26 protein-coding genes are annotated in these 22,887 nt (G+C 71.8%); 15 read left to right on the top strand and 11 right to left on the bottom strand.

The window, feature by feature from the left end; all coding sequences use genetic code 11:
• Positions 1-4: 4 nt before the first annotated feature.
• Positions 5-790, top strand: a complete 786-nt coding sequence (locus OG338_RS20345; RefSeq protein WP_405938686.1) for a TIGR00730 family Rossman fold protein — start codon at positions 5-7, stop codon at positions 788-790.
• Positions 791-891: 101 nt separating this feature from the next.
• Here OG338_RS20345 and folP read toward each other — a convergent pair whose 3' ends face one another.
• A complete protein-coding gene (gene folP, locus OG338_RS20350; RefSeq protein ID WP_405940481.1) occupies positions 892-1,752 on the bottom strand; it encodes a dihydropteroate synthase in 861 nt (286 codons plus the stop codon).
• A 132-nt stretch (positions 1,753-1,884) separates the two neighbouring features.
• On the opposite strand from folP, the gene OG338_RS20355 reads away from it, so the two are divergent.
• Together OG338_RS20355 and OG338_RS20360 are read left to right on the top strand one after the other, a co-directional pair.
• Positions 1,885-2,259: a DivIVA domain-containing protein gene (locus OG338_RS20355; RefSeq protein WP_405938687.1), complete on the top strand. Its 375-nt coding sequence runs from the start codon at positions 1,885-1,887 to the stop codon at positions 2,257-2,259.
• Positions 2,256-2,843, top strand: coding sequence for a DNA-3-methyladenine glycosylase I (locus OG338_RS20360; protein WP_405938688.1), 588 nt, complete (start codon positions 2,256-2,258; stop codon positions 2,841-2,843). The genes OG338_RS20355 and OG338_RS20360 overlap by 4 nt, the downstream gene beginning before the upstream one ends.
• A gap of 7 nt (positions 2,844-2,850) precedes the next feature.
• Here OG338_RS20360 and OG338_RS20365 read toward each other — a convergent pair whose 3' ends face one another.
• Positions 2,851-3,663 carry an enoyl-CoA hydratase/isomerase family protein gene (locus OG338_RS20365; protein ID WP_405938689.1) on the bottom strand — a complete coding sequence of 271 codons (813 nt, stop codon included), beginning with the start codon at positions 3,661-3,663 and terminating at the stop codon, positions 2,851-2,853.
• A 315-nt stretch (positions 3,664-3,978) separates the two neighbouring features.
• Between OG338_RS20365 and OG338_RS20370 the strand changes: the two genes are divergently transcribed.
• On the top strand, positions 3,979-4,146 hold the full coding sequence (locus OG338_RS20370; protein ID WP_018105485.1) for a DUF3117 domain-containing protein: 168 nt from the start codon (positions 3,979-3,981) through the stop codon (positions 4,144-4,146).
• Between the two features lie 128 nt (positions 4,147-4,274).
• Here the strand turns inward: OG338_RS20370 and OG338_RS20375 are convergent, their stop codons facing one another.
• On the bottom strand, positions 4,275-4,940 hold the full coding sequence (locus OG338_RS20375; RefSeq protein WP_018105486.1) for an O-methyltransferase: 666 nt from the start codon (positions 4,938-4,940) through the stop codon (positions 4,275-4,277).
• Positions 4,941-5,117: 177 nt separating this feature from the next.
• On the opposite strand from OG338_RS20375, the gene sigE reads away from it, so the two are divergent.
• From sigE to OG338_RS20400, 5 genes are all read left to right on the top strand, one after another.
• Complete coding sequence (gene sigE / locus OG338_RS20380; RefSeq protein WP_405938690.1) at positions 5,118-5,885, top strand: RNA polymerase sigma factor SigE; 768 nt, start codon at positions 5,118-5,120, stop codon at positions 5,883-5,885.
• Entirely contained in the window at positions 5,882-6,883 is a 1,002-nt protein-coding gene (locus tag OG338_RS20385) for a zf-HC2 domain-containing protein (protein ID WP_405938691.1), read from the top strand. Before sigE ends, OG338_RS20385 begins: the two co-directional genes overlap by 4 nt.
• Before the next feature lie 122 nt (positions 6,884-7,005).
• Positions 7,006-8,640, top strand: a complete 1,635-nt coding sequence (locus OG338_RS20390) for a S1C family serine protease (protein ID WP_405938692.1) — start codon at positions 7,006-7,008, stop codon at positions 8,638-8,640.
• A gap of 99 nt (positions 8,641-8,739) precedes the next feature.
• Entirely contained in the window at positions 8,740-9,216 is a 477-nt protein-coding gene (locus OG338_RS20395) for a sec-independent translocase (RefSeq protein WP_405938693.1), read from the top strand.
• 116 nt (positions 9,217-9,332) lie between these two features.
• Positions 9,333-9,989: a hypothetical protein gene (locus OG338_RS20400; RefSeq protein ID WP_405938694.1), complete on the top strand. Its 657-nt coding sequence runs from the start codon at positions 9,333-9,335 to the stop codon at positions 9,987-9,989.
• A 64-nt stretch (positions 9,990-10,053) separates the two neighbouring features.
• On the opposite strand, the gene OG338_RS20405 is transcribed toward OG338_RS20400, so the two are convergent.
• From OG338_RS20405 to OG338_RS20415, 3 genes are all read right to left on the bottom strand, one after another.
• Positions 10,054-11,187: an Mrp/NBP35 family ATP-binding protein gene (locus OG338_RS20405; RefSeq protein ID WP_132900081.1), complete on the bottom strand. Its 1,134-nt coding sequence runs from the start codon at positions 11,185-11,187 to the stop codon at positions 10,054-10,056.
• A gap of 97 nt (positions 11,188-11,284) precedes the next feature.
• Positions 11,285-11,839 (bottom strand): DUF1003 domain-containing protein, encoded by a 555-nt coding sequence (locus OG338_RS20410; RefSeq protein ID WP_018105493.1) that lies wholly within the window; start codon positions 11,837-11,839, stop codon positions 11,285-11,287.
• Complete coding sequence (locus tag OG338_RS20415; protein ID WP_093706487.1) at positions 11,829-13,103, bottom strand: magnesium transporter MgtE N-terminal domain-containing protein; 1,275 nt, start codon at positions 13,101-13,103, stop codon at positions 11,829-11,831. Before OG338_RS20415 ends, OG338_RS20410 begins: the two co-directional genes overlap by 11 nt.
• 204 nt (positions 13,104-13,307) lie before the next feature.
• Here OG338_RS20415 and OG338_RS20420 point away from each other — a divergent pair, with 204 nt between their 5' ends.
• Entirely contained in the window at positions 13,308-14,078 is a 771-nt protein-coding gene (locus OG338_RS20420) for a hypothetical protein (RefSeq protein WP_405938695.1), read from the top strand.
• Positions 14,079-14,085: 7 nt separating this feature from the next.
• Here OG338_RS20420 and OG338_RS20425 read toward each other — a convergent pair whose 3' ends face one another.
• The gene (locus tag OG338_RS20425) at positions 14,086-14,601 is read right to left on the bottom strand and encodes a hypothetical protein (RefSeq protein ID WP_405938696.1); all 516 of its coding nucleotides are present in this window, start codon (positions 14,599-14,601) and stop codon (positions 14,086-14,088) included.
• Positions 14,602-14,651: 50 nt separating this feature from the next.
• Entirely contained in the window at positions 14,652-15,773 is a 1,122-nt protein-coding gene (locus OG338_RS20430; RefSeq protein ID WP_405938697.1) for a magnesium and cobalt transport protein CorA, read from the bottom strand.
• 404 nt (positions 15,774-16,177) lie between these two features.
• Between OG338_RS20430 and OG338_RS20435 the strand changes: the two genes are divergently transcribed.
• The gene (locus OG338_RS20435) at positions 16,178-16,762 is read left to right on the top strand and encodes a suppressor of fused domain protein (protein ID WP_405938698.1); all 585 of its coding nucleotides are present in this window, start codon (positions 16,178-16,180) and stop codon (positions 16,760-16,762) included.
• A gap of 5 nt (positions 16,763-16,767) precedes the next feature.
• Here OG338_RS20435 and OG338_RS20440 read toward each other — a convergent pair whose 3' ends face one another.
• Positions 16,768-18,015: an MFS transporter gene (locus OG338_RS20440; RefSeq protein ID WP_405938699.1), complete on the bottom strand. Its 1,248-nt coding sequence runs from the start codon at positions 18,013-18,015 to the stop codon at positions 16,768-16,770.
• A gap of 204 nt (positions 18,016-18,219) precedes the next feature.
• Between OG338_RS20440 and OG338_RS20445 the strand changes: the two genes are divergently transcribed.
• The 3 genes from OG338_RS20445 to OG338_RS20455 all read left to right on the top strand — a co-directional run bounded on the left by OG338_RS20445 (position 18,220) and on the right by OG338_RS20455 (position 20,548).
• Positions 18,220-18,864, top strand: a complete 645-nt coding sequence (locus OG338_RS20445) for a DUF6758 family protein (protein ID WP_405938700.1) — start codon at positions 18,220-18,222, stop codon at positions 18,862-18,864.
• 77 nt (positions 18,865-18,941) lie between these two features.
• On the top strand, positions 18,942-19,808 hold the full coding sequence (locus tag OG338_RS20450) for a PHP domain-containing protein (protein ID WP_405938701.1): 867 nt from the start codon (positions 18,942-18,944) through the stop codon (positions 19,806-19,808).
• Between the two features lie 134 nt (positions 19,809-19,942).
• The gene (locus tag OG338_RS20455) at positions 19,943-20,548 is read left to right on the top strand and encodes a MarC family protein (RefSeq protein WP_405938702.1); all 606 of its coding nucleotides are present in this window, start codon (positions 19,943-19,945) and stop codon (positions 20,546-20,548) included.
• A 91-nt stretch (positions 20,549-20,639) separates the two neighbouring features.
• On the opposite strand, the gene OG338_RS20460 is transcribed toward OG338_RS20455, so the two are convergent.
• The gene (locus tag OG338_RS20460) at positions 20,640-20,792 is read right to left on the bottom strand and encodes a hypothetical protein (RefSeq protein ID WP_405938703.1); all 153 of its coding nucleotides are present in this window, start codon (positions 20,790-20,792) and stop codon (positions 20,640-20,642) included.
• A gap of 209 nt (positions 20,793-21,001) precedes the next feature.
• Here OG338_RS20460 and OG338_RS20465 point away from each other — a divergent pair, with 209 nt between their 5' ends.
• Positions 21,002-21,889 carry an NYN domain-containing protein gene (locus OG338_RS20465; RefSeq protein WP_405938704.1) on the top strand — a complete coding sequence of 296 codons (888 nt, stop codon included), beginning with the start codon at positions 21,002-21,004 and terminating at the stop codon, positions 21,887-21,889.
• 38 nt (positions 21,890-21,927) lie between these two features.
• Here OG338_RS20465 and OG338_RS20470 read toward each other — a convergent pair whose 3' ends face one another.
• Entirely contained in the window at positions 21,928-22,803 is an 876-nt protein-coding gene (locus OG338_RS20470) for an alpha/beta fold hydrolase (protein WP_405938705.1), read from the bottom strand.
• Between the last annotated feature and the right edge of the window lie 84 nt (positions 22,804-22,887).

Genomic DNA, 22,887 nt, shown 5'->3' on the forward strand with positions numbered 1-22,887 from the left:
GATCATGGGCAACCGCGAGGACGCGCGCATTCCCGGGGGTGCGGAGATTCCCGAGGGCGCGGTACGGCCCGAGGAGCAGCGCCTCGGCCCCGTACTGCGCCGCAGGGACCAGGTGCAGCCCGGCACGACCGATCAGCGGCTGCTGGACTCCGAGGACGACTCCGAGTGGGTGCACACCGACCCGTGGCGGGTGATGCGCATCCAGTCGGAGTTCGTGGAGGGCTTCGGCGCGCTCGCCGAACTGCCGAGCGCCATCAGCGTCTTCGGCTCGGCCCGTACGCCCGCCGGTGCGCCGGAGTACGAGGCGGGGGTACGGATCGGCAGGGCGCTGGTCGACGCGGGCTTCGCGGTCATCACCGGGGGCGGCCCGGGCGCGATGGAGGCGGCGAACCGGGGCGCGCGCGAGGCGAGCGGCGTCTCGGTGGGCCTCGGCATCGAACTGCCCTTCGAGTCCGGGCTGAACCCGCACGTCGACATCGGCGTCAACTTTCGCTACTTCTTCGTCCGCAAGACGATGTTCGTCAAGTACGCGCAGGGCTTCGTCGTCCTGCCCGGCGGCCTCGGCACCCTGGACGAACTCTTCGAGGCCCTGACCCTGGTCCAGACGGGCAAGGTCACCCGCTTCCCGATCGTCCTCTTCGGCACGGCGTACTGGGGCGGCCTGGTGGACTGGCTCCGCGACACGGTGGTGGCCCAGGGCAAGGCGTCGGAGCGGGATCTTCTGCTGTTCCACGTGACGGATGACGTGGACGAGGCGGTGGCGCTGGTGACGAAGGAAGTGGGCCGCTGAGCTTTGCGGGGGCCGTGCCCCGCGGGGGCTGCTGTGCCCCGCGGGGGCGCTGCCCCCGCACCCCCGCTCCTCAAACGCCGGAGGGGCTTGGCTTTCCGCCCCTACGCCAACCCCCGCCGTGCGACCGCCGGTGCCCGCCACCCCGCGAGAGACGCCACCATGTCCAGGACATCCCGCGTCTCGGCCACCTCGTGCACCCGGTACACCCGCGCCCCCAGCCACGCGGACACCGCGGTCGTCGCCAGCGTGCCCAGCAGCCGTTCCTTCACCGGCCGGTCCAGCGTCTCGCCCACGAAGTCCTTGTTGGAGAGCGAGACCAGCACCGGCCACCCCGTCTCCGCCATCTCGCCGAGCCGGCGCGTCGCCTCCAGCGAGTGGCGGGTGTTCTTCCCGAAGTCGTGACCGGGGTCGATCATGATCCCGTCGGGCCTGACCCCCAGGGAGACGGCCCGCTCGGCCAGCCCCACGGTCACCCGCAGGATGTCGGCCATCACGTCCTCGTACCCCACCCGGTGCGGCCGGGTCCGGGGCTCCGCCCCTCCCGCGTGGGTGCACACCAGCCCCGCCCCGTACCGCGCGGCGACCTCCGCGAGCTTCGGGTCCACCCCGCCCCACGCGTCGTTCAGCAGATCCGCCCCCGCCTCGCAGACCGCCTCGCCGACCTCGTGGCGCCAGGTGTCGACGCTGATCACCACGTCCGGGTGGCGGCGGCGCACCTCCGCGACGAACCCGACCGTGCGGCGGGCCTCCTCCTCGGCGGTGACCTCGTCGCCGGGCCCGGCCTTGACGCCGCCGATATCGATGATCGCCGCGCCGTCGGCCACGGCCTGCTCGACCCGGGCGAGCGCCGGCTCGTCCCGGAAGGTGGCGCCCCGGTCGTAGAAGGAGTCCGGGGTGCGGTTCACGATCGCCATGATCACCTGCTCGTGCGCCCCGAATTCACGCCGCCCCAGCCGGAGCACACCGCTTGCCATCCGTGTCCCTTCCTGTGAATCCGGCCCCGCACCATCCGCCGGGGCCGACAGCCGACACTAACTGTCAGTGCCGCATGGCACGATCGGACCCGGACGAATTCCGCTCCCGGGGAGATACGCGTGTTCTGGTTCTTGCTGCTGGCGATGGTGGTGGTGGTTGCCGCGGTCACCCTCGCGGTGGTCGGTGGAGGCAGGAGCGCCGTCCTGCAGGACGTGGCGCCCGAGCAGCTGACGGACCCGCTGCCCGCCTCGCGTCCGGTCGGCCGGGCGGACGTCGAGGCGCTGCGGCTCCCCGTCGGCCTGCGGGGGTACCGGATGCCGGAGGTGGACGACGCGCTGGCCCGGCTCGGCGCCGAGCTCGCCGAGCGGGACGCGCGGATCGCGGAGCTGGAGTCGGCCCTCGCCGGTGCGCAGGCGACCAGGACGGGCGGGCCCGACCTGTTCAAGGAGGGGCACGACCAGCCCCGCCGCGACGACGAGGAGCCCGGGCGATGACCGGCGGAGCCGTGGCGGCGGCGGACGGCGGGCTGCGCTGCCCCTGGGGCCTGTCCACCGAGGACTACCTCTGGTACCACGACACGGAGTGGGGCCGCCCGGTCCACGGCGACGACGCCCTGTTCGAGCGGCTGTGCCTGGAGGCGTTCCAGTCGGGCCTGTCCTGGCTGACGATCCTGCGCCGCCGCGAGGGCTTCCGCAGCGCGTTCGCCGGCTTCAGCATCCCGGCGGTCGCGGAGTTCACCGAGGCGGACCGGGAGCGGCTGCTGGCCGACGAGGGGATCATCCGCAACCGCGCGAAGGTCGACGCGACCATGGCCAACGCCCGGGTGCTGGCCGGCTGGGCCACCGGCGAGCTGGACGAGCTGATCTGGTCGTACGCCCCCGACCCGCTGAGCCGCCCGGCCCCGAAGACCCTCGGGGACGTACCGGCGGTCACCCCCGAGTCCACGGCCCTGGCCAAGGAGCTGAAGAAGCGGGGGCTGCGGTTCATCGGACCGACCACGGCCTACGCCCTGATGCAGGCGTGCGGCCTGGTGGACGACCACCTCGCCGACTGCGTCTCCCGCCCCAGCCCCACGTAGGACCCGCCTACCGCCCCAGATACTTCGGCTTCTCCTTCGCGAGGAACGCCCGCACCGCGATCCCGTGGTCCTCGGACACCCCCGCCCTGGTCTGGAGCTCGTCCTCCTTCTCCAGGGCCTCGGCCAGGCTGTGGCTCGCTCCGAAGGCGAGCGACTCCTTGAGTGCCGCGTAGGCGACGGTCGGGCCGTCGGCCAGGGCGCGGGCCACCGCGGCCGCCTCGGCGGCCAGCTCGGCGGCGGGCACCAGCCTGTTGACGATGCCCAGCTCATGGGCGTCCCGCGCGGAGATGGAGCGCGGGAAGAGCAGCAGGTCGGCGGCGCGGCTCTGGCCGATGAGCCGGGGCAGCGTCCAGGAGACGCCCGAGTCGGCGGTGAGCGCGACCCCGGCGAACGAGGTGTTGAAAGAGGCCGTGTCGGCGGCCACCCGGTAGTCGCAGGCGAGCGCGAAGCCGAAGCCCGCGCCCGCGGCGGCGCCGTTGATCCCGGCCACGACCGGCTTCGGCATCTCGGTCAGCGCCCGCACGATGGGGTTGTAGTGCTCCCGCACGGTGCTGAGCGGGTTGCCCCCGCCCGCCGCCTCGGTCTCGGCCAGCTTCGACAGGTGCTCCTTGAGGTCCTGTCCGACGCAGAAGGCGCGCTCCCCGGCCGCGGTGAGCAGCACCGCCCGGACGCCGGTGTCTGCCGCGGCGGACCGCAGCACGTCACGGAGGGCGACCTTCGCGGCGGTGTTCAGGGCGTTCATCGCGTCCGGGCGGTCGATCGTGATGGTCGCGAGCCCGTCGCTGATGTCGTACCGCACCACGTCGTCGTGATCGGCCATGTGAGGGGTCCCCTTTGCGTGTCGTCGACCTGCGTGTCCAGGCAAGCATGGCCGACTTCGCCGAAGGCGGACATGTGACCTGCGTCAAACATTTTCGCGCTGTGGAGGGGCCCAAGGGGCCGGAGTATCCCAGTGAGGTCCCCGAATTGGGTGGTTTTGAGTGAGCGCGTTGCCCAAGAGATGCAGAGCGATGTTGGTCATCGGGGTCGGTGATGCGGGATAATGGCGTGGAAGCATTGTGTTCGATGCCGGTGAGGCAGCGCCTGTCATGGGGCCGCCGGTTGCGATGAGCTGGTTTCAGGAAGGGGAACGAGCATGGCGGCCATGAAGCCGCGGACGGGCGACGGCCCGCTCGAGGTGACAAAGGAGGGGCGGGGCATCGTCATGCGAGTTCCGCTCGAAGGCGGCGGTCGGCTTGTCGTGGAGCTGACGCCGGACGAGGCCGATGCCCTCGGCGACGCCCTCAAGCAGGTCGTCGGCTGAGCAGACGCTCATAACTTCACCGCTGCCCCGGCATGGTTCCCGTGCCGGGGCAGCGGCGCGTCCGGAGCCGGGCGACTTCTGCGTCCGGAGCCGGGTGACTTCTTACGGTGGAGCGGCGTGCTTACGCCTCAGCCGCGCCGGACCGCGCAGAGCAGACCGTCGCCCACCGGCAGCAGCGTCGCCATCAGCTCCTGGCTCTCGCGGACCGCCCGCAGCAGCTCCCGTACCCGCAGCACCTCCGCCGGCTGGGCGGCCGAGTCGACCGTACGGCCGTCCGCGAAGACGCCCTCGAAGCAGACGAGACCCCCAGGTCGCAGCAGGCGCAACGATTCAGCGAGACAGTCCAGGCTCTCCATCCGGTCGCCGTCGCAGAACACGAGGTCGTAGCCGCCGTCCGCGAGCCGGGGGAGCACATCGAGGGCGCGCCCGGGGATGAAGCGGGACCGGTTGGCCGCGAAGCCCGCCGCGCGGAACGCCTCCCGGGCGAACTGCTGGCGCTCGGGCTCCGGGTCGACCGTGGTCAGCACCCCGTCCGGCCGCATCCCGTGCAGCAGATAGATGCCGGACACGCCGGTGCCGGTACCGATTTCCGCCACGGCCTTGGCGTCCGTGGTGGCAGCGAGCAGGCGCAGGGCGGCCCCGGTGCCTGGCGACACCGAGCGGAGCCCTGCCTCGCGGGCCCGGTCCCGGGCCCAGCGCAGTGCTTCGTCCTCGGCGACAAAGGCGTCGGCGAACGCCCAGCTCGTCTGCCGGTTGGCGGTAATGACCCTCTCCTGTCCCCTTAGTTGGCGCAACGGTGACTGTATCCGCTGGACCCGGGAACCCGCAGATGGGACCGGGCGTTGTCCAAAGGCGGGGAGAAGCCCGGTGTCGAGGCCCGCCGGTCGGGTGCGCGGCACGGGTGGGCTTCCGGGGATTTCCCCGGCCCCAGCTGCAAAAAGGCTTATCCGGAGCTAACGGGCGAGGTGGTTATGGTAGGGGCTCCACTGGACACCACCAGAGCCGATAGGGGAGGTGCGGCTGCGCCTGTGGATCGGGGAGGAGTGCTGCGGCGCTTTCTCAGGTCGGCGGGTGAGCCGAAATCCGTGACCGACATTGCTGACCGTTCTTCCAAAGACTCCGCACCGACCGCGACCTTCGCCTCCGATGCGGAATCCCAGGCGTGGACCCCGCCCACATGGGAAGAGATCGTCAGCACGCACAGCGGCCGCGTCTACCGCCTCGCCTACCGGCTGACGGGAAACCAGCACGACGCGGAGGACCTCACACAGGAGGTCTTCGTCCGCGTCTTCCGTTCGCTGTCGACCTACACGCCCGGCACCTTCGAGGGCTGGCTCCACCGCATCACGACCAACCTCTTCCTGGACATGGTCCGCCGCAAGCAGCGCATCCGCTTCGACTCCCTCGGGGACGACGCCGCCGAGCGGCTGCCCAGCCGTGAGCCCTCGCCCCAGCAGGTCTTCAACGACACCCACTTCGACGCCGACGTCCAGCAGGCGCTGGACACCCTCGCGCCCGAATTCCGGGCCGCCGTCGTCCTCTGCGACATCGAGGGCCTTTCGTACGAGGAGATCGCGGCGACGCTCGGCGTGAAGCTGGGCACCGTGCGCAGCCGTATCCACCGCGGGCGCTCCCACCTGCGCAAGGCGCTGCGGCACCGCTCGCCCGAGGCGCGCGCCGAGCAGCGCTCGCTCGCGGGCGCCGGCGCCCTCCTGGCCGGGGAGGGCGGCACGGCGTGAGTGGTCCGGATCCGACCCCCGCGGAACAACACCTGGGGGACCGCCTCGCCGCGCTTGTCGACGGCGAGCTGAAACACGATGCCCGCGACCGGGTGCTCGCCCATCTCGCGACCTGTGCCCGCTGCGCGGCCGAGGCGGCCGCCCAGCGCCGCCTGAAGAACGTGTTCGCGCAGGCCGCCCCGCCCTCGCCCTCCGAAGGCTTCCTGGCCCGCCTCCAAGGGCTTCCGGGCGGACCGCCCGGGGGTGACGACGACCGGCAGGGAAGACCCGAGGGCGCCTCCGGGCGGTTCGGTGACGGACTCTTCCCCGGGACGCGCCCGCCGGGCGGCCGGGCGGACCTCACCACCGCCCCCGGCCCCCTGGACGGCTTCGGCTACCTCCCCGCGGCGCACGGCGGGGCCACGGCGCTGCCCCCGGCCGGTACGGGCTTCCGCATCCATGAGGTGGGGCGCGAGGGCGACCGCTCGCCGTGGCGCGGCCGCAGATTCGCCTTCGCCGCCGCCAGCGCCGTCTCGCTGGCCGCCATCGCGCTCGGCGGCGCCCTCCCGACGACCACCGGCGAGACGCCGACCCGCGCCTCCGGCTCGGGCAACAGCGTGACCCCGGCGGGCGGCGACGCCCGGACCGGCGGCTCCATCCTGGCCGCCCGGCGGAACGGGACGGGGCAGGGCATGCGCCCCATGTCCGGCCGGACGGACCGCTCGGCCCCCCTCGCGGTGAACGCCCCCCTCGCGGTGAACACCGTGTCGGCCGGGTTCGCCGCCCCGTCGCAGCTGGGCACCGGCCGCCTCTCCGGCAATCCGTACGGGCTGGGCCTGCGCTCCGGCATGTCCGCGATACGGCCCGGCGGGGCCGGTTCGCTGCTGGGCCGCAGCCTGGGCGGCGGGCTCGACCCGGTCCTGCCCGCCCCCACCCCGCAGCCCTCCCTGCCGCCCACCTCCGCCGCCGCGAAACCGGCTTCCGCCGACCACGGACTGCCCCTCTCGCCCCGTCGCTGATCCCGCACCCCGTACGGGCTGCGCACCCCCGGCCCAAACCTGGTTGAATTCCGGCAGGATTTTCGGGAGGGACGCCCCTGCGGGGCGTGCGGAGGGCCGGTTGCGGCAGTTGCGGGGAGAACATGGACGACGGGAAGCCGACCGAGCCCAGGGCGAAGTGGTGGAGCCGGCCCACACCGGGGCCGGCCACGGCCGGCGAGGCCCCGGAACCCGCGCCCGCCCAGCCGGCCCAGCCGGCCCCGGCGCCCGTGTCGGCTGAGGCGCCCACGGCGAGCGTGCCCCCGGCAACGCCCAAGGCACCCGAAGCCCACGACGCAGCCGCCCCCGAGGCGCCCGCGTTGCCCGACGCGCCCCACGACGCCCCCGCGCCCCAGCCGCTGCACGAGCCGGACCCGTACGGCACCCCGCCCTACGGCGGCCCGGGCCCCTGGGCGCCCGCCCCTCCCGTACAGCGGCCGACGCCCGCGCACGGCACGCCCGTGCCCCCGCCGTACGCGGGGACGAACGGCGCGGGGATGTCCGTCGCGCCTCCGCCGGCCCCGCAGGACCCGCACCCGCCCGCCCCGCCGTGGCAGAGCTACGACCCCTGGGGCGCACCCCGGCAGCCGCTCGTCACCCAGCCGGGCCCCCCGCTCCCGGACGGCCGGCGGAAGAACCGGCGCGGCGCGATGCTGATCGGCGCGCTGCTCCTCGCCCTGGTCGCGGGCGGCATCGGCGGCGGCATAGGCGCGTACATAGAGCGCAACGGCGGTCTCACCAGCGTCGAGCTGCCGCAGGACGAGCGGGACGGCGGCGGACGCGCCCCGGACAGTGTGGCCGGTATCGCGGCCAGCGCCCTGCCCAGCGTGGTCACCCTGCACGTCAGCGGCGCCACCGAGTCCGGCACCGGCACCGGCTTCGTCCTCGACGACCGGGGCCACATCCTCACCAACAACCACGTGGTCGCCCCGGCCGGTTCGTCCGGCGAGATCACCGTGACGTTCAGCGGGGGCGAGACGGCGACCGCCGAGGTCGTCGGCAAGGACAGCGGCTACGACCTGGCCGTCGTGAAGGTCAGCGGCGTCTCCGGGCTGAAGCCGCTCCCGCTGGGCAACTCCGACAACGTCCAGGTGGGCGACCCGGTCGTGGCCATCGGCGCGCCGTTCGACCTGTCCAACACCGTCACCTCCGGCATCATCAGCGCCAAGGACCGCCCGATCACCGCGGGCGGCGAGAAGGGCGACGGCAGCGACATCAGCTACGTCAACGCGCTCCAGACCGACGCCCCGATCAACCCGGGCAACTCCGGCGGCCCGCTGGTGGACACCGACGCCCATGTCATCGGCATCAACAGCGCCATCCGCGCCGCCGACAGCGGCTCGTCCGGCGAGGGCGGGCAGGCCGGGTCCATCGGCCTCGGCTTCGCCATCCCGATCAACCAGGGCAAGCTCGTCGCCGAGCAGCTGATCAACACCGGCAAGGCCACCCACCCGGTGATCGGCGTCACGCTCGACATGAAGTACACCGGCGACGGCGCCAAGGTCGGCGGGAGCGTGCAGGGGTCCTCGCCGGTCACGGCGGGCGGTCCGGCCGACAAGGCCGGTATCGAGGCGGACGACGTCATCACCGCGGTGGACGGGAAGCGGGTGCACAGCGGCGAGGAGCTGATCGTCAAGATCCGGTCGCACCGGCCCGGGGACGATCTCAAGCTGACCGTGACCCGCGGTGGTAAAGACCTGTCCATAACTTTGACGCTGGGCTCGGCAACCGGCACGTGACGGCCCCGGGACGCTACCGTCCGGACAGATTCGCCGGGTACCGTGTTCGATGTCCGGACCTCATCCGAGCTGGTCGCGGAGAATACGAGGAGCCGCAAGGTGTTCAACGACATAGGCGCACTAGAGCTGCTGACGCTCGCGATTCTCGGCGTGCTCGTCTTCGGTCCGGAAAAGCTGCCCAAGGTCATCCAGGACGCCTCCCGCCTCATCCGCAAGATCCGTGAGTTCTCGGAAAGCGCCAAGGAGGACATCCGCACGGAGCTGGGCCCGGAGTTCAAGGACTTCGAGTTCGAGGACCTCAACCCCAAGACGTTCGTCCGCAAGCAGCTCATGGACGGCAACGACGACCTGGGGCTGAAGGAGATCCGCGAGAGCTTCGACCTGCGCAAGGAGATCACCGAGGTCACCGACGCGGTGAACGGGCGCGGGACCGAGTCCGTCGAGGCGAAGACCGGCGTGTCGGGCGGTGCCTCGGTCACGGCCGCGAACGGCTCGAAGGGCGCTCCGGACCTGCTCAAGAAGGGCGAGCAGCCGCCGAAGGACACCCCGCCGCCGTTCGACGCGGACGCCACCTGAGGGCGGCCAATCCCGGGTCGTCCGGACGGTATGGCTATTCTCCATCTGTCCGGTTGTGAGACGCCCGCGGGGGGCGGGCCGCTCCGGACCCATGGATCGAGGAGGCGGCCGGGCTGATGGAGACGACGAGTCGGGTGGGCGCACAGGACGCGCCGGACACGGTGGAGGCGGTCCCGGCGGCCCGGCTGACGGTGGTCGACGGCTATCTGAAGGCCCCGTTCCCCTGGTACGCGCTGGACGAGGCGTTCACCGGTCCGCGCCGGCTGATGCCGCTGGGCACCGCCGCCGACGGCGAGGTGCAGCACGGTTCCATCGGGCACGGCGACGAGCCGCTGGTCCGGGGCGACGCGGGCGCCGACAAGCAGCGGTTCGCGGTCGTGGTGACCGTCGCCAGCAGCCCCGTACGGCGCAGTGGTGACGGCACCGGGGTGCTGGAGGCGACGACGGTGTCCTCCGCGGCCTGGCTGGCCGGTTCCGGGCTGCTGTCCTGCACCTGGCCCCCGCAGCTCGACCACACCCTGCGCGACGACTGGCTGGACCAGCAGACGGAGACCGCGTTCGAGCTCGCCGACGATCTGGAGGGCCCCGCCTGGTCGGCGCTGTCCCTGCCGGTCGACGGCGTCCCGGTCCCCTTCCACTACCGCGAGTCCGAGTTCGGCTGGGTGCTCGCCGGCTCCGCGCCCGGCGGGGTGCACATCGGCGCCTACGGGCGCGGGATGAGCGCCTATGGGCTGGGCTTCTCGGTGGTCAAGGACATCCAGGCGTACGCGTAAGGCATACGAGAACGGGGAAGGCCGGGGCGTTCGAGCCCCGGCCTTCCCCGTGTCCGTACGCGGGTCAGAACTTGTTGCGCGGGGTGATGCCCAGCGACATGCCGGACAGGCCGCGCTGACGGCCGCTCAGCTTGCCCGCGATGGTGCGCAGCGCCTTGCCGGCGGGGGAGTCGGGGTCGGAGAGCACGACGGGCTTGCCCTCGTCGCCGCCCTCGCGCAGCCGTACGTCGATCGGGATCGCGCCCAGCACCGGCACCTCGGCGCCGACCGTCTTCGTCAGCCCCTCGGCGACCTTCGCGCCGCCGCCCGAGCCGAAGACGTCGACCATCTCGTCGCAGTGCGGGCACGGCATCCCGGACATGTTCTCCACGACGCCGACGATCTTCTGGTGGGTCTGCACGGCGATCGAACCGGCCCGCTCGGCCACCTCCGCGGCGGCCTGCTGCGGGGTCGTGACGACCAGGATCTCCGCGTTCGGCACGAGCTGCGCGACCGAGATCGCGATGTCACCGGTGCCCGGCGGCAGGTCGAGCAGCAGGACGTCCAGGTCGCCCCAGAAGACGTCGGCCAGGAACTGCTGGAGCGCGCGGTGCAGCATCGGGCCGCGCCAGACCACCGGGGCGTTGCCCGGGGTGAACATGCCGATGGAGATGACCTTCACACCGTGCGAGGACGGCGGCATGATCATGTTCTCGACCTGGGTCGGACGGCCGTCCACACCGAGCATCCGGGGCACGCTGTGCCCGTAGATGTCCGCGTCCACGACACCGACCTTGAGGCCGTCCGCGGCCATCGCCGCGGCCAGGTTCACCGTCACCGAGGACTTGCCGACGCCGCCCTTGCCGGAGGCGACCGCGTACACCCGGGTCAGCGAGCCGGGCTTCGCGAACGGCACCTCGCGCTCCGCCGTGCCGCCGCGCAGCGAGGCCGCGAGGTCCTTGCGCTGCTCGTCGCTCATCACGTCGAGGGTGACGTCGACCCGCGAGACGCCCTCGACGAGGGCCACCGCGTCGGTCACGTTCCGGGTGATCGTCTCGCGCATGGGACAGCCGGAGACGGTGAGGTACACCGTGACAGCGACCACACCGTCAGGATCGATGTCGACCGATTTCACCATGCCCAGCTCGGTGATCGGACGGTGGATCTCGGGGTCGTTCACTGTCGCCAGTGCCTCAAGCACCGCGTCTTCCGTAGCCATACATCGATAGTACGGGTGCGCGCAGCGCTTCCTGCAAGGGTGGTGGTGGGCGACGGGAGGGCGGTACGGCGCCTCACCGTACGCGCGGGTAGCTCCGTCAGCGGTCTTCGTCACTCTCGGCGGAGAGCAGGGCCCGGCGGTCGTCCAGGTCCTTCACCAGGTCCTCCAGCTCGGACCGGATCCAGTCCCGGGTGGCCACCTCGCCGAGGCCCATCCGCAGCGCCGCGATCTCCCTGGTCAGGTACTCGGTGTCGGCGATGGAGCGCTCGTTCTGCTTGCGGTCCTGCTCGTGCGTGACCCGGTCCCGGTCGTCCTGCCTGTTCTGCGCGAGCAGGATCAGCGGAGCCGCGTACGACGCCTGGAGCGACAGCATCAGGGTCAGGAAGATGAACGGGTACTGGTCGAACCGCAGGTGTTCGGGCGCGAAGATGTTCCACGCCACCCACACGATGATGATCAGCGTCATCCAGACGATGAACCGGCCGGTGCCCAGGAAGCGCGCGATGCGCTCCGAGAACCGGCCGAACGCCTCGGGGTCGTACTCCGGAAGCAGCCGCCGGCGCGGCGCCTTCGGCTGGTCGAGCCGGTTCCTCGGGGTACGGGTCAGCGCCGTCGAGCCGTTCGACGCGCGGGCGCGGTCGTCACCGGTCACGGAGCACCCCCTCACGGCCGTGGAAGTCCGTCTCCCGCCAGTCCTCCGGCAGCAGGTGGTCCAGCACGTCGTCCACGGTCACCGCGCCCAGCAGCGAACCGCTCTCGTCCACCACCGGCACCGACACCAGGTTGTACGCCGCCAGATAGCTGGTCACCACCGACAGCGGGGTGTCCGGCGGCAGCGGCACCAGATCGCTGTCCAGGAGCGAGCTGACCAGGGTGAACGGCGGGTCCCGCAGCAGCCGCTGGAAGTGCACGGTGCCCAGGTACTTGCCCGTCGGCGTCTCGTCCGGCGACCGGCACACGTACACCTGTGCGGCCAGCGCCGGGGACAGGTCCGACTGGCGCACCCGGGCCAGCGCGTCGGCCACCGTGGCGTCCGGGCGCAGGATGACCGGCTCCGTCGTCATCAGGCCGCCCGCGGTGCGCTCCTCGTACGACATCAGCCGCCGCACGTCCGCCGCGTCGCCGGGGCGCATCAGCGTCAGCAGCCGTTCCTTGTCCTCCTCGGGCAGCTCGGAGAGCAGGTCGGCCGCGTCGTCCGGGTCCATCGCCTCCAGGACGTCTGCCGCGCGCTCCTCCTGGAGCTTGCCGATGATCTCCACCTGGTCGTCCTCGGGCAGCTCCTCCAGGACGTCGGCGAGCCGGTCGTCGTCCAGTGCCGCCGCGACCTCCGCCCGGCGCTTCGGGGTCAGGTGGTGCAGCGCGTTGGCCACGTCGGCGGGGCGCAGCTTCTCGAAGGTGGCCACCAGGGACTCGGCGCCCTGCCCGTGTTCCTCCAGCGAGAAACCTTTCACCGCCGACCACTCGACGGTCAGCGTCTCGCCCTTGCGGCGCAGCGCCCCGCCCCGGCCCTTGCGGACGAAGTACTTGTCGATCTCCCAGTCGCGGCGGGCGGGCAGCTGCTGGATGGCCACGTCCAGGATGGTGACCTCCTCGTCCGTCTCCACCAGACGCACCCGGCGGTCCAGGAACTCGCCGAGCACCAGGCGTTCGGTGGGCCGCTGTTCGAAGCGGCGCATGTTGACCACGCCCGTGGTGATCACCTGCCCCGACTCCACGCCCGTCACCCGGGTCATCGGCAGGAAGATCCGCCGCCGGCTCACCACCTCGACCACCATGCCGAGCAGCCGGGGCGGACGGCCGCCGACGCGGAGCATCGCGACCAGGTCGCGGACGCGTCCCACCTGGTCGCCGTTGGGGTCGAAGACCGGCACACCGGACAGATGCGAGACGAACACCCGGGGCGTCACCGGTGTCATCCCGCACCTCCTCGCTCGCCTCGGACGGCCCCCGGCCGCCCGCTTCCGACAGTTATCGCGCTGTTATGACGTGATCAGGCTAGCCCGTGCGCACGCGGACCGCCCCGGCTGGCCGTCCGTACGGCTCCGGGTCCGATGGCGTAGGCCACCCGGGTACGCTGCCGTCTGCCACCCCCCACCATGGATACGAGAGGCAGTGCGCCTGTGACCTCTTCCGCCCCGGCCGTACGGGCCCGCCGCCGGAACGCGTTCCTCGCCGTCACGCTGTGCGCGGGGCTGACCGCGGCGCTGACCGCCTGCGGGAGCGAGGACCCGGACGAGGGGACCAACGGCGTCGGCAAGCTCTCCGCGCCGGAGATCGAGAAGAAGGCGCAGGCCGCGACGGACTCCGCCGACGCGGTGCGGCTCGCCGGGACGCTGGTCAGCAAGGGCGGCACGTACAAGATCGACATGCGGCTCAAGGACCAGGGCGGCGCGGGCTCCGTCACCTCGAAGAACAGCACCTTCACGCTGCTGCGGATCGGCGACGAGCTCTATCTCAAGGCCGACGCCGGTTTCTGGAGCCACGACGGCAAGGACGGGGCGGACGGTGGCAAGGACGGCGCGGCGGCGGCGGACAAGCTGGAGGGCAAGTACGTCAAGGTCCCCGAGGGCGACCCCACGTACAAGCAGCTGAGCGGCTTCACCGACAAGAAGGTGCTGCTCGACGGGATGCTCACGCTGCACGGCGAGCTCACCAAGGGCGACCGCGACAAGGTCGCCGGGGTGCGCACGGTGCGGATCATGGGCGGCGAGGGCGCGGGCGGCGCGCTCGACGTGGCGCTGGAGGGCAAGCCGTATCCGTTGCGCTTCGCCCGGGGCGGCGGCGGAGGCGTGATCACGCTCGCCGACTGGGGCAAGGACTTCGCGCTGAAGGCCCCCGCGAAGGACGAGACCGTCGACTACGGCAAGCAGCTGCCGAAGACCTCGTCCTGAGACACCTTCATTTGCGCAGGGAGCGCTTCAGCAGACGCGGCAGGCCCGCCGGGACCGGCAGCCGGGTCGTCGCCGTCGTCGGCAGCGGTGCCGCGGCCCCGGAGGTCCCGGGCAGCTCGGTGCGCGCGTCGAGGGGTGTGAGCCGGACGACCCGGCACTCGCGCGCCCAGCGGTCCGTCAGCCGCTCCGCGTCCGGCGCGTTCAGCCGCTTGCCCTTCAGCTCGGCGACGGCGGCCTCCCACTCCTCGGAGTGCGGGGCGAGCACGGCGACCGAGGCGGACCAGGCGACGAGGCGGCCGCCCTTGTCCTTGCTGCGGACGGTCACCTCGGCGGTGGCGCCCTCGGTGAGCCCGGACGGCAGCGGCTGCTCGCCGGGGCCGTCGCCGACGAGGTGGGCGGCGCCCTCGTGCCATACGTGCCACAGGGCCCGCGCCGCGCCGGTGGAGCGCACCCAGACGAGGCCGGACTTCTTCGTGGCCTCCTCGACGAGGGCGGACCCGAGCAGCGTGTCAGCAGCAGTCATGGGCAGAGCTTAGACCGGCCGGTTTCAGAACGTCGGCGTACGGGAAGGGCTCAGAGCCATCCGTTGCGCTTGAGCATGCGGTGGATGGAGAAGCAGACCACGCCGATGAAGCCCAGCACCATCGGATAGCCGTACGTCCAGCGCAGCTCCGGCATGTGGTCGAAGTTCATGCCGTAGACCCCGCAGATCATCGTCGGCACGGCGACGATGGCCGCCCAGGACGTGATCTTGCGCATGTCCTCGTTCTGCGCGACGGTGGCCTGCGCCAGGTTGGCCTGGAGGATGGAGTTCAGCAGCTCGTCGAAGCCGATGACCTCTTCCTGGACCCGCACCAGGTGGTCGGCGACGTCCCGGAAGTACTTCTGGATGTCGGGGTCGATCAGCCGCATGGGCCGTTCGCTGAGCAGCTGCATCGGGCGCAGCAGCGGGGAGACGGCCCGCTTGAACTCCAGCACCTCGCGCTTGAGCTGGTAGATCCGTCCGGCGTCCGAGCCGCGCGCGCTTCCCTTGTCCGGGGTGGAGAAAACCTCGATCTCCACCTCGTCGATGTCGTCCTGCACGGCACCCGCCACCGCGATGTAGCCGTCGACCACATGGTCGGCGATGGAGTGCAGCACGGCGGAGGGGCCCTTGGCCAGCAGCTCGGGGTCCTCCTCCAGGCGGTGGCGCAGCGCGCGCAGCGAGCCGTGGCCGCCGTGCCGGACGGTGATGACGAAGTCCCGGCCGGTGAAGCACATGACCTCGCCGGTCTCCACGACCTCGCTGGTCGCGGTCAGTTCGGCGTGCTCGACGTAGTGGATGGTCTTGAAGACGGTGAACAGCGTGTCGTCGTAGCGCTCCAGCTTCGGGCGCTGGTGGGCGTGGACCGCGTCCTCCACGGCCAGCGGGTGCAGCCCGAACTCCCGGGCGATGCCCGCGAATTCCTCCTCGGTCGGCTCGTGCAGCCCGATCCAGGCGAAGCCGCCCTTCTCGCGGACCCGCAGCATGGCCTCGCGGGCGGTGCGGCAGGTGCCGTCCGCCTCGGCGAGCCGGCGGCCGTCTCGGTAGACCGCGCAGTCGACCACCGCGCTGGAGGCGGACGGGTCGCGGGTGGCGTCGTAGCCGTTGTGCAGGGGGGCGCTCTTGCGCAGGGAGGGGCGCACGACGGCGCGCAGGTCACGGATCATCGACATGGCTGGCTCCTTCACGGAGGGCCGTCGTCGGAGGGCCTGGAACAGCCCGGAATGGGGACGTGGACTCACATCCGCAAAGCGGGCGGCACCGCGGCGGCACGATGACGGCGTTCGCTACAGACAGGCAAAAAGACGTGCTCTTCCGTCATGCGACATGCCAGGGCCCGACCGGGTGTCAGATCACACGGAGGGGCGTCCGGTGGAAGAGCGGTTGGTACTGCACGATCGACTCGGATCCACCGCAGCCCCACCTCCTCCTGCCGGTCCCCCGTGGGGGATGACGTAGCGCCGGGACTTGAGAGCGACGCTTCAGCGTGCTGTCCCGGGCCGACACCCCAGGCTAGCAGCCGGTAGAGGGCCAATCCCTTACTTTGCCCGTTCCATACGCGACCTATGCTCGCGGCATGGCAGAAATTCTTGCTCTGGTCGAGGCTCGTCTGCGGACGGCCCTGGGTGAACCGGACGCACGTGCGGCAGTGACGTTTCTCGGGACTGACCGGATCGAGGTGCTCCGGTTCATCGACGGCGACCTCGTGCGGTACGCCACGCTCGGTATGTCCGCCCAGCCGATGTCCGACCCGACGGCCGTCGTGGCCGACCCGCTGAAGGGTCCGCGCGCCGAGCTGATCCTGTCGGTACGCGGCGGCCTGGCCGACACCGACCAGGTGCTGCGCAAGCTCGCGGTGCTCGCGGCCTCGCCCCAGGTGGAGGGCCTGGTCGTGGCGCCCGGTGCCTCGCTGGACGTCGGCGAACCGCTGTGGCCGGGCGCGCCGTTCACCTCGGTGCTGGTCGCGGAGAGCGGGGGGCTGGTCGAGGATCTGGACTTGGACGAGCCGCTGGAGCCGGTGCGCTTTCTGCCGCTCCTGCCGATGACGCAGAACGAGGCCGCCTGGAAGCGGGTCCGGGGTGCGCAGGAGCTCCAGGAGAAATGGCTGTCGCAGGGGACCGACCTGCGCGATCCCCTGCGACGTTCCGCCGGTCTGGACTGACGGCGTCAGCCGGCGAAGACCGTGACGCCGTCCTCCGTGGCGTGCTTCGGCTCCAGCTCCTCGGCCTCGTGGGTCAGCGCGGAGCGCCGTACCCAGACCACGATCGCACCGGTCACCGAGGCGCCGGCGGCGACCACGAACGGGATGTGGATGTTGCTCCACTCCTCGACCTTCGGGGCCAGGTAGGGCGCCGCGGCGGCGGCGAACCAGCGGACGAAGTTGTAGCCCGCGCTGGCCACCGGGCGCGGCGCGTCCGAGACACCCAGCGCCAGCTCCGTGTACACGGTGTTGTTCATGCCGATCAGCGCACCGGACACGATGGTGCAGACGATGGCCGTGGTGTGGCTTCCGTAACCGAGGACCACCAGGTCGGCGGCGAGCAGCACCAGCGAGGCGCCGAGCACCTTGAGCGAGCCGAACCGCTGCTGGAGCCGGGGCGCGACGAGCACCGAGAAGACCGCGAGCAGCAGGCCCCAGGCGAAGAAGACGGCACCGGACTTGTACGGCGTCATGTCCAGCACGAACGGGGTGAACGCCAGGATCGTGAAGAAGGCGTAGTTGTAGAAGAACGCGGACGCGGCGACGGAGGCGAGCCCGCCGTGGCCGAGCGCCTTGACCGGGTCGAGCAGTGAGGTCTTACGGGCGGGCCTGGGCTGCTCCTTCAGGAACGCCGTGATGCAGACGAAGCCGATCGCCATCAGCGCGGCCGTCCCGAAGAACGGGTAGCGCCAGCTGGCGTCCCCGAGCAGGGCGCCGAGCAGCGGCCCGCACGCCATGCCGAGGCCGAGCGCCGACTCGTACAGCAGGATCGCCGCCGAGCTGCCGCCGGCCGCCGCGCCGACGATCACCGCGAGCGCGGTCGAGACGAACAGCGCGTTGCCGAGGCCCCAGCCGGCCCGGAAGCCGACCAGCTCGCCGACGGACGACGAGGTGCCGGAGAGCGCCGCGAAGACCACCACGAGCGCCAGCCCGGCCAGCAGCGTCTTGCGGCCGCCGATCCGGCTGGAGACGAAGCCGGTCACGAGCATCGCGACGGCGGTGATCAGGAAGTACGAGGTGAAGAGCAGCGACACCTGGCTCGGCGTCGCGTCCAGGCCCTTGGCGATGGACGGCAGGATCGGGTCCACCAGGCCGATGCCCATGAAGGCCACGACGGACGCGCCCGCCGTGGCCCAGACGGCCTTCGGCTGGCGCAGGATGCTGACCGGCTCCTGGTTGAACGGATCCTCTCCCGTTACTGCCTCTGACGGCATGGGCCTCTTCCTCTCCGTCGGCTCCACTGGATCGATGTGTTATGCACAGAATAAGTTAGAGAAGCTAATGAATGCAAGTTACATCTAAATTCCCCGGTGGTGGCCCGGTGGCCGGGACGCGCGCGGGGTAGAGGGGCCTGGTGCGCGGCGCGCGAGGGTGATCGTCCTTGACGCGGCGACGGCCGGAGAGGACCGTAAGAAGGTATGAGGGGCGAACCAAGTTGCCCGAAGTGCGGAGGCCGGGTCAGGGCGCCCGGGCTCTTCGCCGACACCTGGCAGTGCGCCGAGCACGGCAGCGTGCACCCGCTCCAGCCGGTCGTCCCGCCGAGCGTCGAGGCGCTCGGCGTGGTGGTGCACCGCGCACAGGTCCCCGTGTGGATGCCCTGGCCGCTCCCCGTCGGCTGGCTGTTCACCGGCGTCGCCTCGGCCGGGGACGACCGCACCGGCGGACGCGCCACCGCCGTCGCCTGCTCCGGACCCGGACCGCTCGGCGGCATGGGCGAACTGCTGCTCGTCGCCGAGGAGCTGGGCGTCGGGCTCGGCGCGCGGTACGCGGGCATCGACGGACCCGACCCCGGGCCCCTGCTGCGGGTGGACGGCCCCCCGGAATCCAAGGTGCTCGCCGCCGGACGACCCACCCCGCTCTGGCACGTCGGACACGCCCCCGCCGACCGCGCCGTCTTCGCGGGCGAAGCGTGCGGCCTGTGGCTGTGGGCCATCGTGTGGCCCGAGCAGTCCGGGCTGCTCATGTACGACGAGCTGGTGCTCACCGACCTGCGCGACGCCGGGGGAGAGGTCGACCTGGTGCCCTGCGGCGCCCTCACCCCCCGCCTCCTGACGGGCCCCTGAGCGCGGCCGGACCCAGCGCGCGCGCCGGTTATCCTTGAGCGTCCCCCTGTCCGGCCGCGAGCACTGGAGTACGAGTCGTGCGCATCGATCTGCACACCCACTCCACCGCGTCGGACGGCACGGACACCCCGGCCGAGCTGGTCCGCAATGCCGCCGCCGCGGGCCTCGACGTCGTCGCCCTCACCGACCACGACACCGTGCGCGGCCACGCCGAGGCCGCCGCCGCGCTCCCCGCAGGACTCACCCTCGTCACGGGCGCCGAGCTGTCCTGCCGCATCGACGGCGTGGGCCTGCACATGCTGGCGTACCTCTTCGACCCGGCCGAGCCCGCATTCGCCCGCGAGCGCGAGCTGGTCCGCGACGACCGGGTGCCGCGCGCCCGGACCATGGTCCGCAAGCTCCGGGAGCTGGGCGTCCCCGTCACCTGGGAGCAGGTCGCCCGGATCGCCGGCGACGGCTCGGTCGGCCGGCCGCATGTCGCCACCGCCCTCGTGGAGCTGGGCGTCGTCCCGACCGTGTCCGACGCCTTCACGCCCGACTGGCTCGGCGACGGCGGGCGCGCGTACGCGGAGAAGCACGAGCTGGACCCCTTCGACGCGATCCGGCTGGTCAAGGCCGCGGGCGGCGTCACCGTCTTCGCCCACCCGGCCGCCGTCAAACGCGGTCGTACGGTGCCCGAGGCGCGGATCGCCGAGCTGGCCGCCGCCGGGCTCGACGGCATCGAGGTCGACCACATGGACCACAACGAGCCGACCAGGACCCGGCTGCGCGCCCTCGCCCGCGAACTCGGGCTGCTGACGACCGGCTCCAGCGACTACCACGGCAGCCGCAAGACCGTGCAGCTCGGCGCGTACACCACCGACCCCGAGATCTACGGCGAGATCACCCGGCGCGCCACGGGGGCCTTCCCGGTGCCGGGCGCCGGCGGACCCGCCCCCGCGTAACGGCACCCGGGCCCCGCCCGCTCGTTTCTCCTTACGCCCCGCCGCCGTCCGGCATGTCCGGACGGCGGTGCGGTGCGCCTCCCTTCCCCGCGGTCAACCGCCGCACACCCGCTCACTCCCCACAAGGCTCACCCGTGTTCGACGTCGCTGTCTTTGGATCCCTTTTTCTCACCCTTTTTGTGATTATGGATCCGCCCGGAATCACTCCGATCTTCCTCGCCCTCACCGCCGGGCGCCCCGCCAAGGTGCAGCGCCGGATGGCCCTCCAGGCCGTCGCCGTCGCCTTCGGCGTCATCGCCGTCTTCGGCGTGCTCGGCCAGCAGATCCTGGACTACCTGCACGTCTCCGTACCGGCGCTGATGATCGCCGGCGGGCTGCTCCTGCTGCTCATCGCGCTCGACCTGCTGACCGGCAAGACCGACGAGCCGACGCAGACCAAGGACGTCAACGTCGCCCTCGTACCGCTCGGCATGCCGCTGCTCGCCGGGCCCGGCGCGATCGTCTCGGTGATCCTCGCCGTGCAGCACGCCGACAGCGTGGCGAGCCAGGTCTCCGTCTGGGCGGCGATCCTCGCCATGCACATCGTGCTCTGGCTGACCATGCGCTACTCGCTGCTGATCATCCGCGTCATCAAGGACGGCGGCGTCGTGCTCGTCACCAGGCTGGCCGGCATGATGCTGTCCGCCATCGCCGTGCAGCAGATCATCAACGGCGTCACCCAGGTCATCCAGGGCGGCTGAGCGGCCCCCGGACGCAACAGCGCCCCCGCACGATCGTTTCGTGCGGGGGCGCCTCGTCTTCGTTACGACGGCAACTCACATCGGCAAAATATTACGAAGCCGGACTTTCGGCCGGGCGGATATAGATGCGCTGGCCCGTAGCCGCGGCCTGCTGCACGATCCGCTTGACGGAGGCGGCGTCCACAACGGTGCTGTCCACGGCGGTACCGTCGACATCGTCGAGTCGCGTGATCTCGAAGCGCACAAGGCTTCCCTTCGTCTGATCCTCCTGCTGGAGAACTACTGGGAGGACGGTGTCCCGTCCGCAAGGATGAGGAGCGCCAGGCATGCCTGTCGTGCGCCCCACGGTGGATACAACGACTTGCCTCCTGCAATCATTCCCTACGCTAAGGAAATTTTTCGGATGTCTAAGTACCGGCCGGTAATCAGGCGTGCGGGCGCGACGGGACGCGCATGAACGACGTGGAGATCGGCGAGCGGCTGGACCGCACCAACGCCCTGCTCGAACGCGTGCTCGCCGAGGTCTCGAAGACCCCCTCGACCCACGCGATCTTCGTGGACGCGGGCTATGTGTACGCCGCCGCCGGGCTGCTCGTCACCGGCACCGAGGACCGGCGCTCCTTCGACCTCGACGCCGAGGGGCTGATCGAGGCGTTCATCGACAAGGCCCGCACCATCTTCGCGGACAGCAGACTGCTGCGCGTGTACTGGTACGACGGGGCCAGGCGCCGCATCCACACCACCGAGCAGCAGACCATCGCCGAACTCCCCGACGTCAAGGTCAGGCTCGGCAACCTCAACGCCAACAACCAGCAGAAGGGCGTCGACTCCCTCATCCGCACCGACCTGGAGTCGCTGGCCCGCCACCGCGCCATCAGCGACGCCGCGCTCGTCGGCGGCGACGAGGACCTGGTCTCGGCCGTCGAGGCCGCGCAGGGCTACGGCGCCCGCGTCCACCTCTGGGGCATCGAGGCGGGCGAGGGGCGCAACCAGGCGGAACCGCTGCTCTGGGAGGTGGACAGCCAGCGCACCTTCGACCTGGACTTCTGCCGCCCCTACGTGACCAGACGCCCCGTCACCACATACGAGGACGACGCCCCCGTGCCCTCCCGCGAGGACGTCCACTTCGTCGGCGCGCAGATCGCGGCGGCCTGGCTCGCCGCGCGCGGCCGGGAATCCCTGGCCGACCTGCTGCCCGGCCACCCCTTCCTGCCGGGCTCGGTCGACCAGGACCTGCTGCACGAGGCCGAACGCCTCCTCCAGCGCTCTCTGCGCGGCCACCCCCCATTGCGCCGGGCCCTGCGCGACGGCTTCTGGCAGCACCTCCAGTCCCGGTACTGAAAGCCGCGGTGCTTGGGGCCCGCCGGTACGGGGAAGGGCTACAGGCCGTCCCAGAAGGCGGCGAGCGCGGCGGCGGTCTCCTCAGGGCGGCCCGTGTTGGGGGAGTGCTCGGCGCCCGCGATCCGGGTCCGGCGCGCCCCGAGACGTACCGCCATCCCGTCCAGCACCGGCACCGGCCAGACGTCGTCCACCTCGCCGGAGATGACATGGACCGGCAGCCCGGTCGCGGCGAGCTCGGCCACCCGGTCCGGCTCGGTGGCCAGCTGACGGCCCGTCGCGATCAGCTGGGCCGGCCGGTGGAGCAGCCAGCGGCGCCGCAGGTCCTCGCCGCCCGTCTCCGCCTCGGCCGGCGGGTCGAAGGCGCGCATCGCGTCCCAGACCGTGCTCATGGTCATGGTGGCCAGCGCGTCACCGAGGATCTTCAGCTTGACCTGCTGCGCCTCGACCACCTCGGCGGGCCCGGAGGACATCAGGGTCAGCGAGCGGAACGGCGCCGCGTCCCGCAGGACAGCGGCCCGGCAGAGCTGTCCGCCGAGCGAGTGCCCCAGCAGATGCACCCCGCCCCCGGTCTCGCTCCCGGTGGCGCCCCCGTTTTCGCCGGCGCCGAGCGCGGCCGTCTGTGCGAGCACATCACGGGCCAGCTCCTCCTGCGCGTACTCCTGGAGGTCGTCCGTCCCCGGGCTCTCGAACTGCCCGCGTCCGTCGACGGCGACGGCCCGGTAGCCGGCCTCCGCGAGCGGTTCGAGCAGCGCGATGAAGTCCTCCTTGCTGCCGGTGTACCCGGGCACCAGCAGGATGGTGCCGCGCGGGGTCCCGGCGGGGGCCGCGTCCAGCACGGCGAAGTTCCCGCGCGCGGTGGACAGCGCACGGGCGCGGGCGCAGGAGGGCGGGATGAAGGTGGGTGGCCGGCTCATGGAACGAGGTTAATTCGTCCCGCGCGTACGCGAACGACGGGCGGCCCCGGGGAGAGTTCCCCGGGGCCGCCCGTCAGCTGCTGC

Source organism: Streptomyces sp. NBC_00726 (assembly GCF_045161735.1).
Taxonomy (GTDB): Bacteria; Actinomycetota; Actinomycetes; order Streptomycetales; family Streptomycetaceae; genus Streptomyces.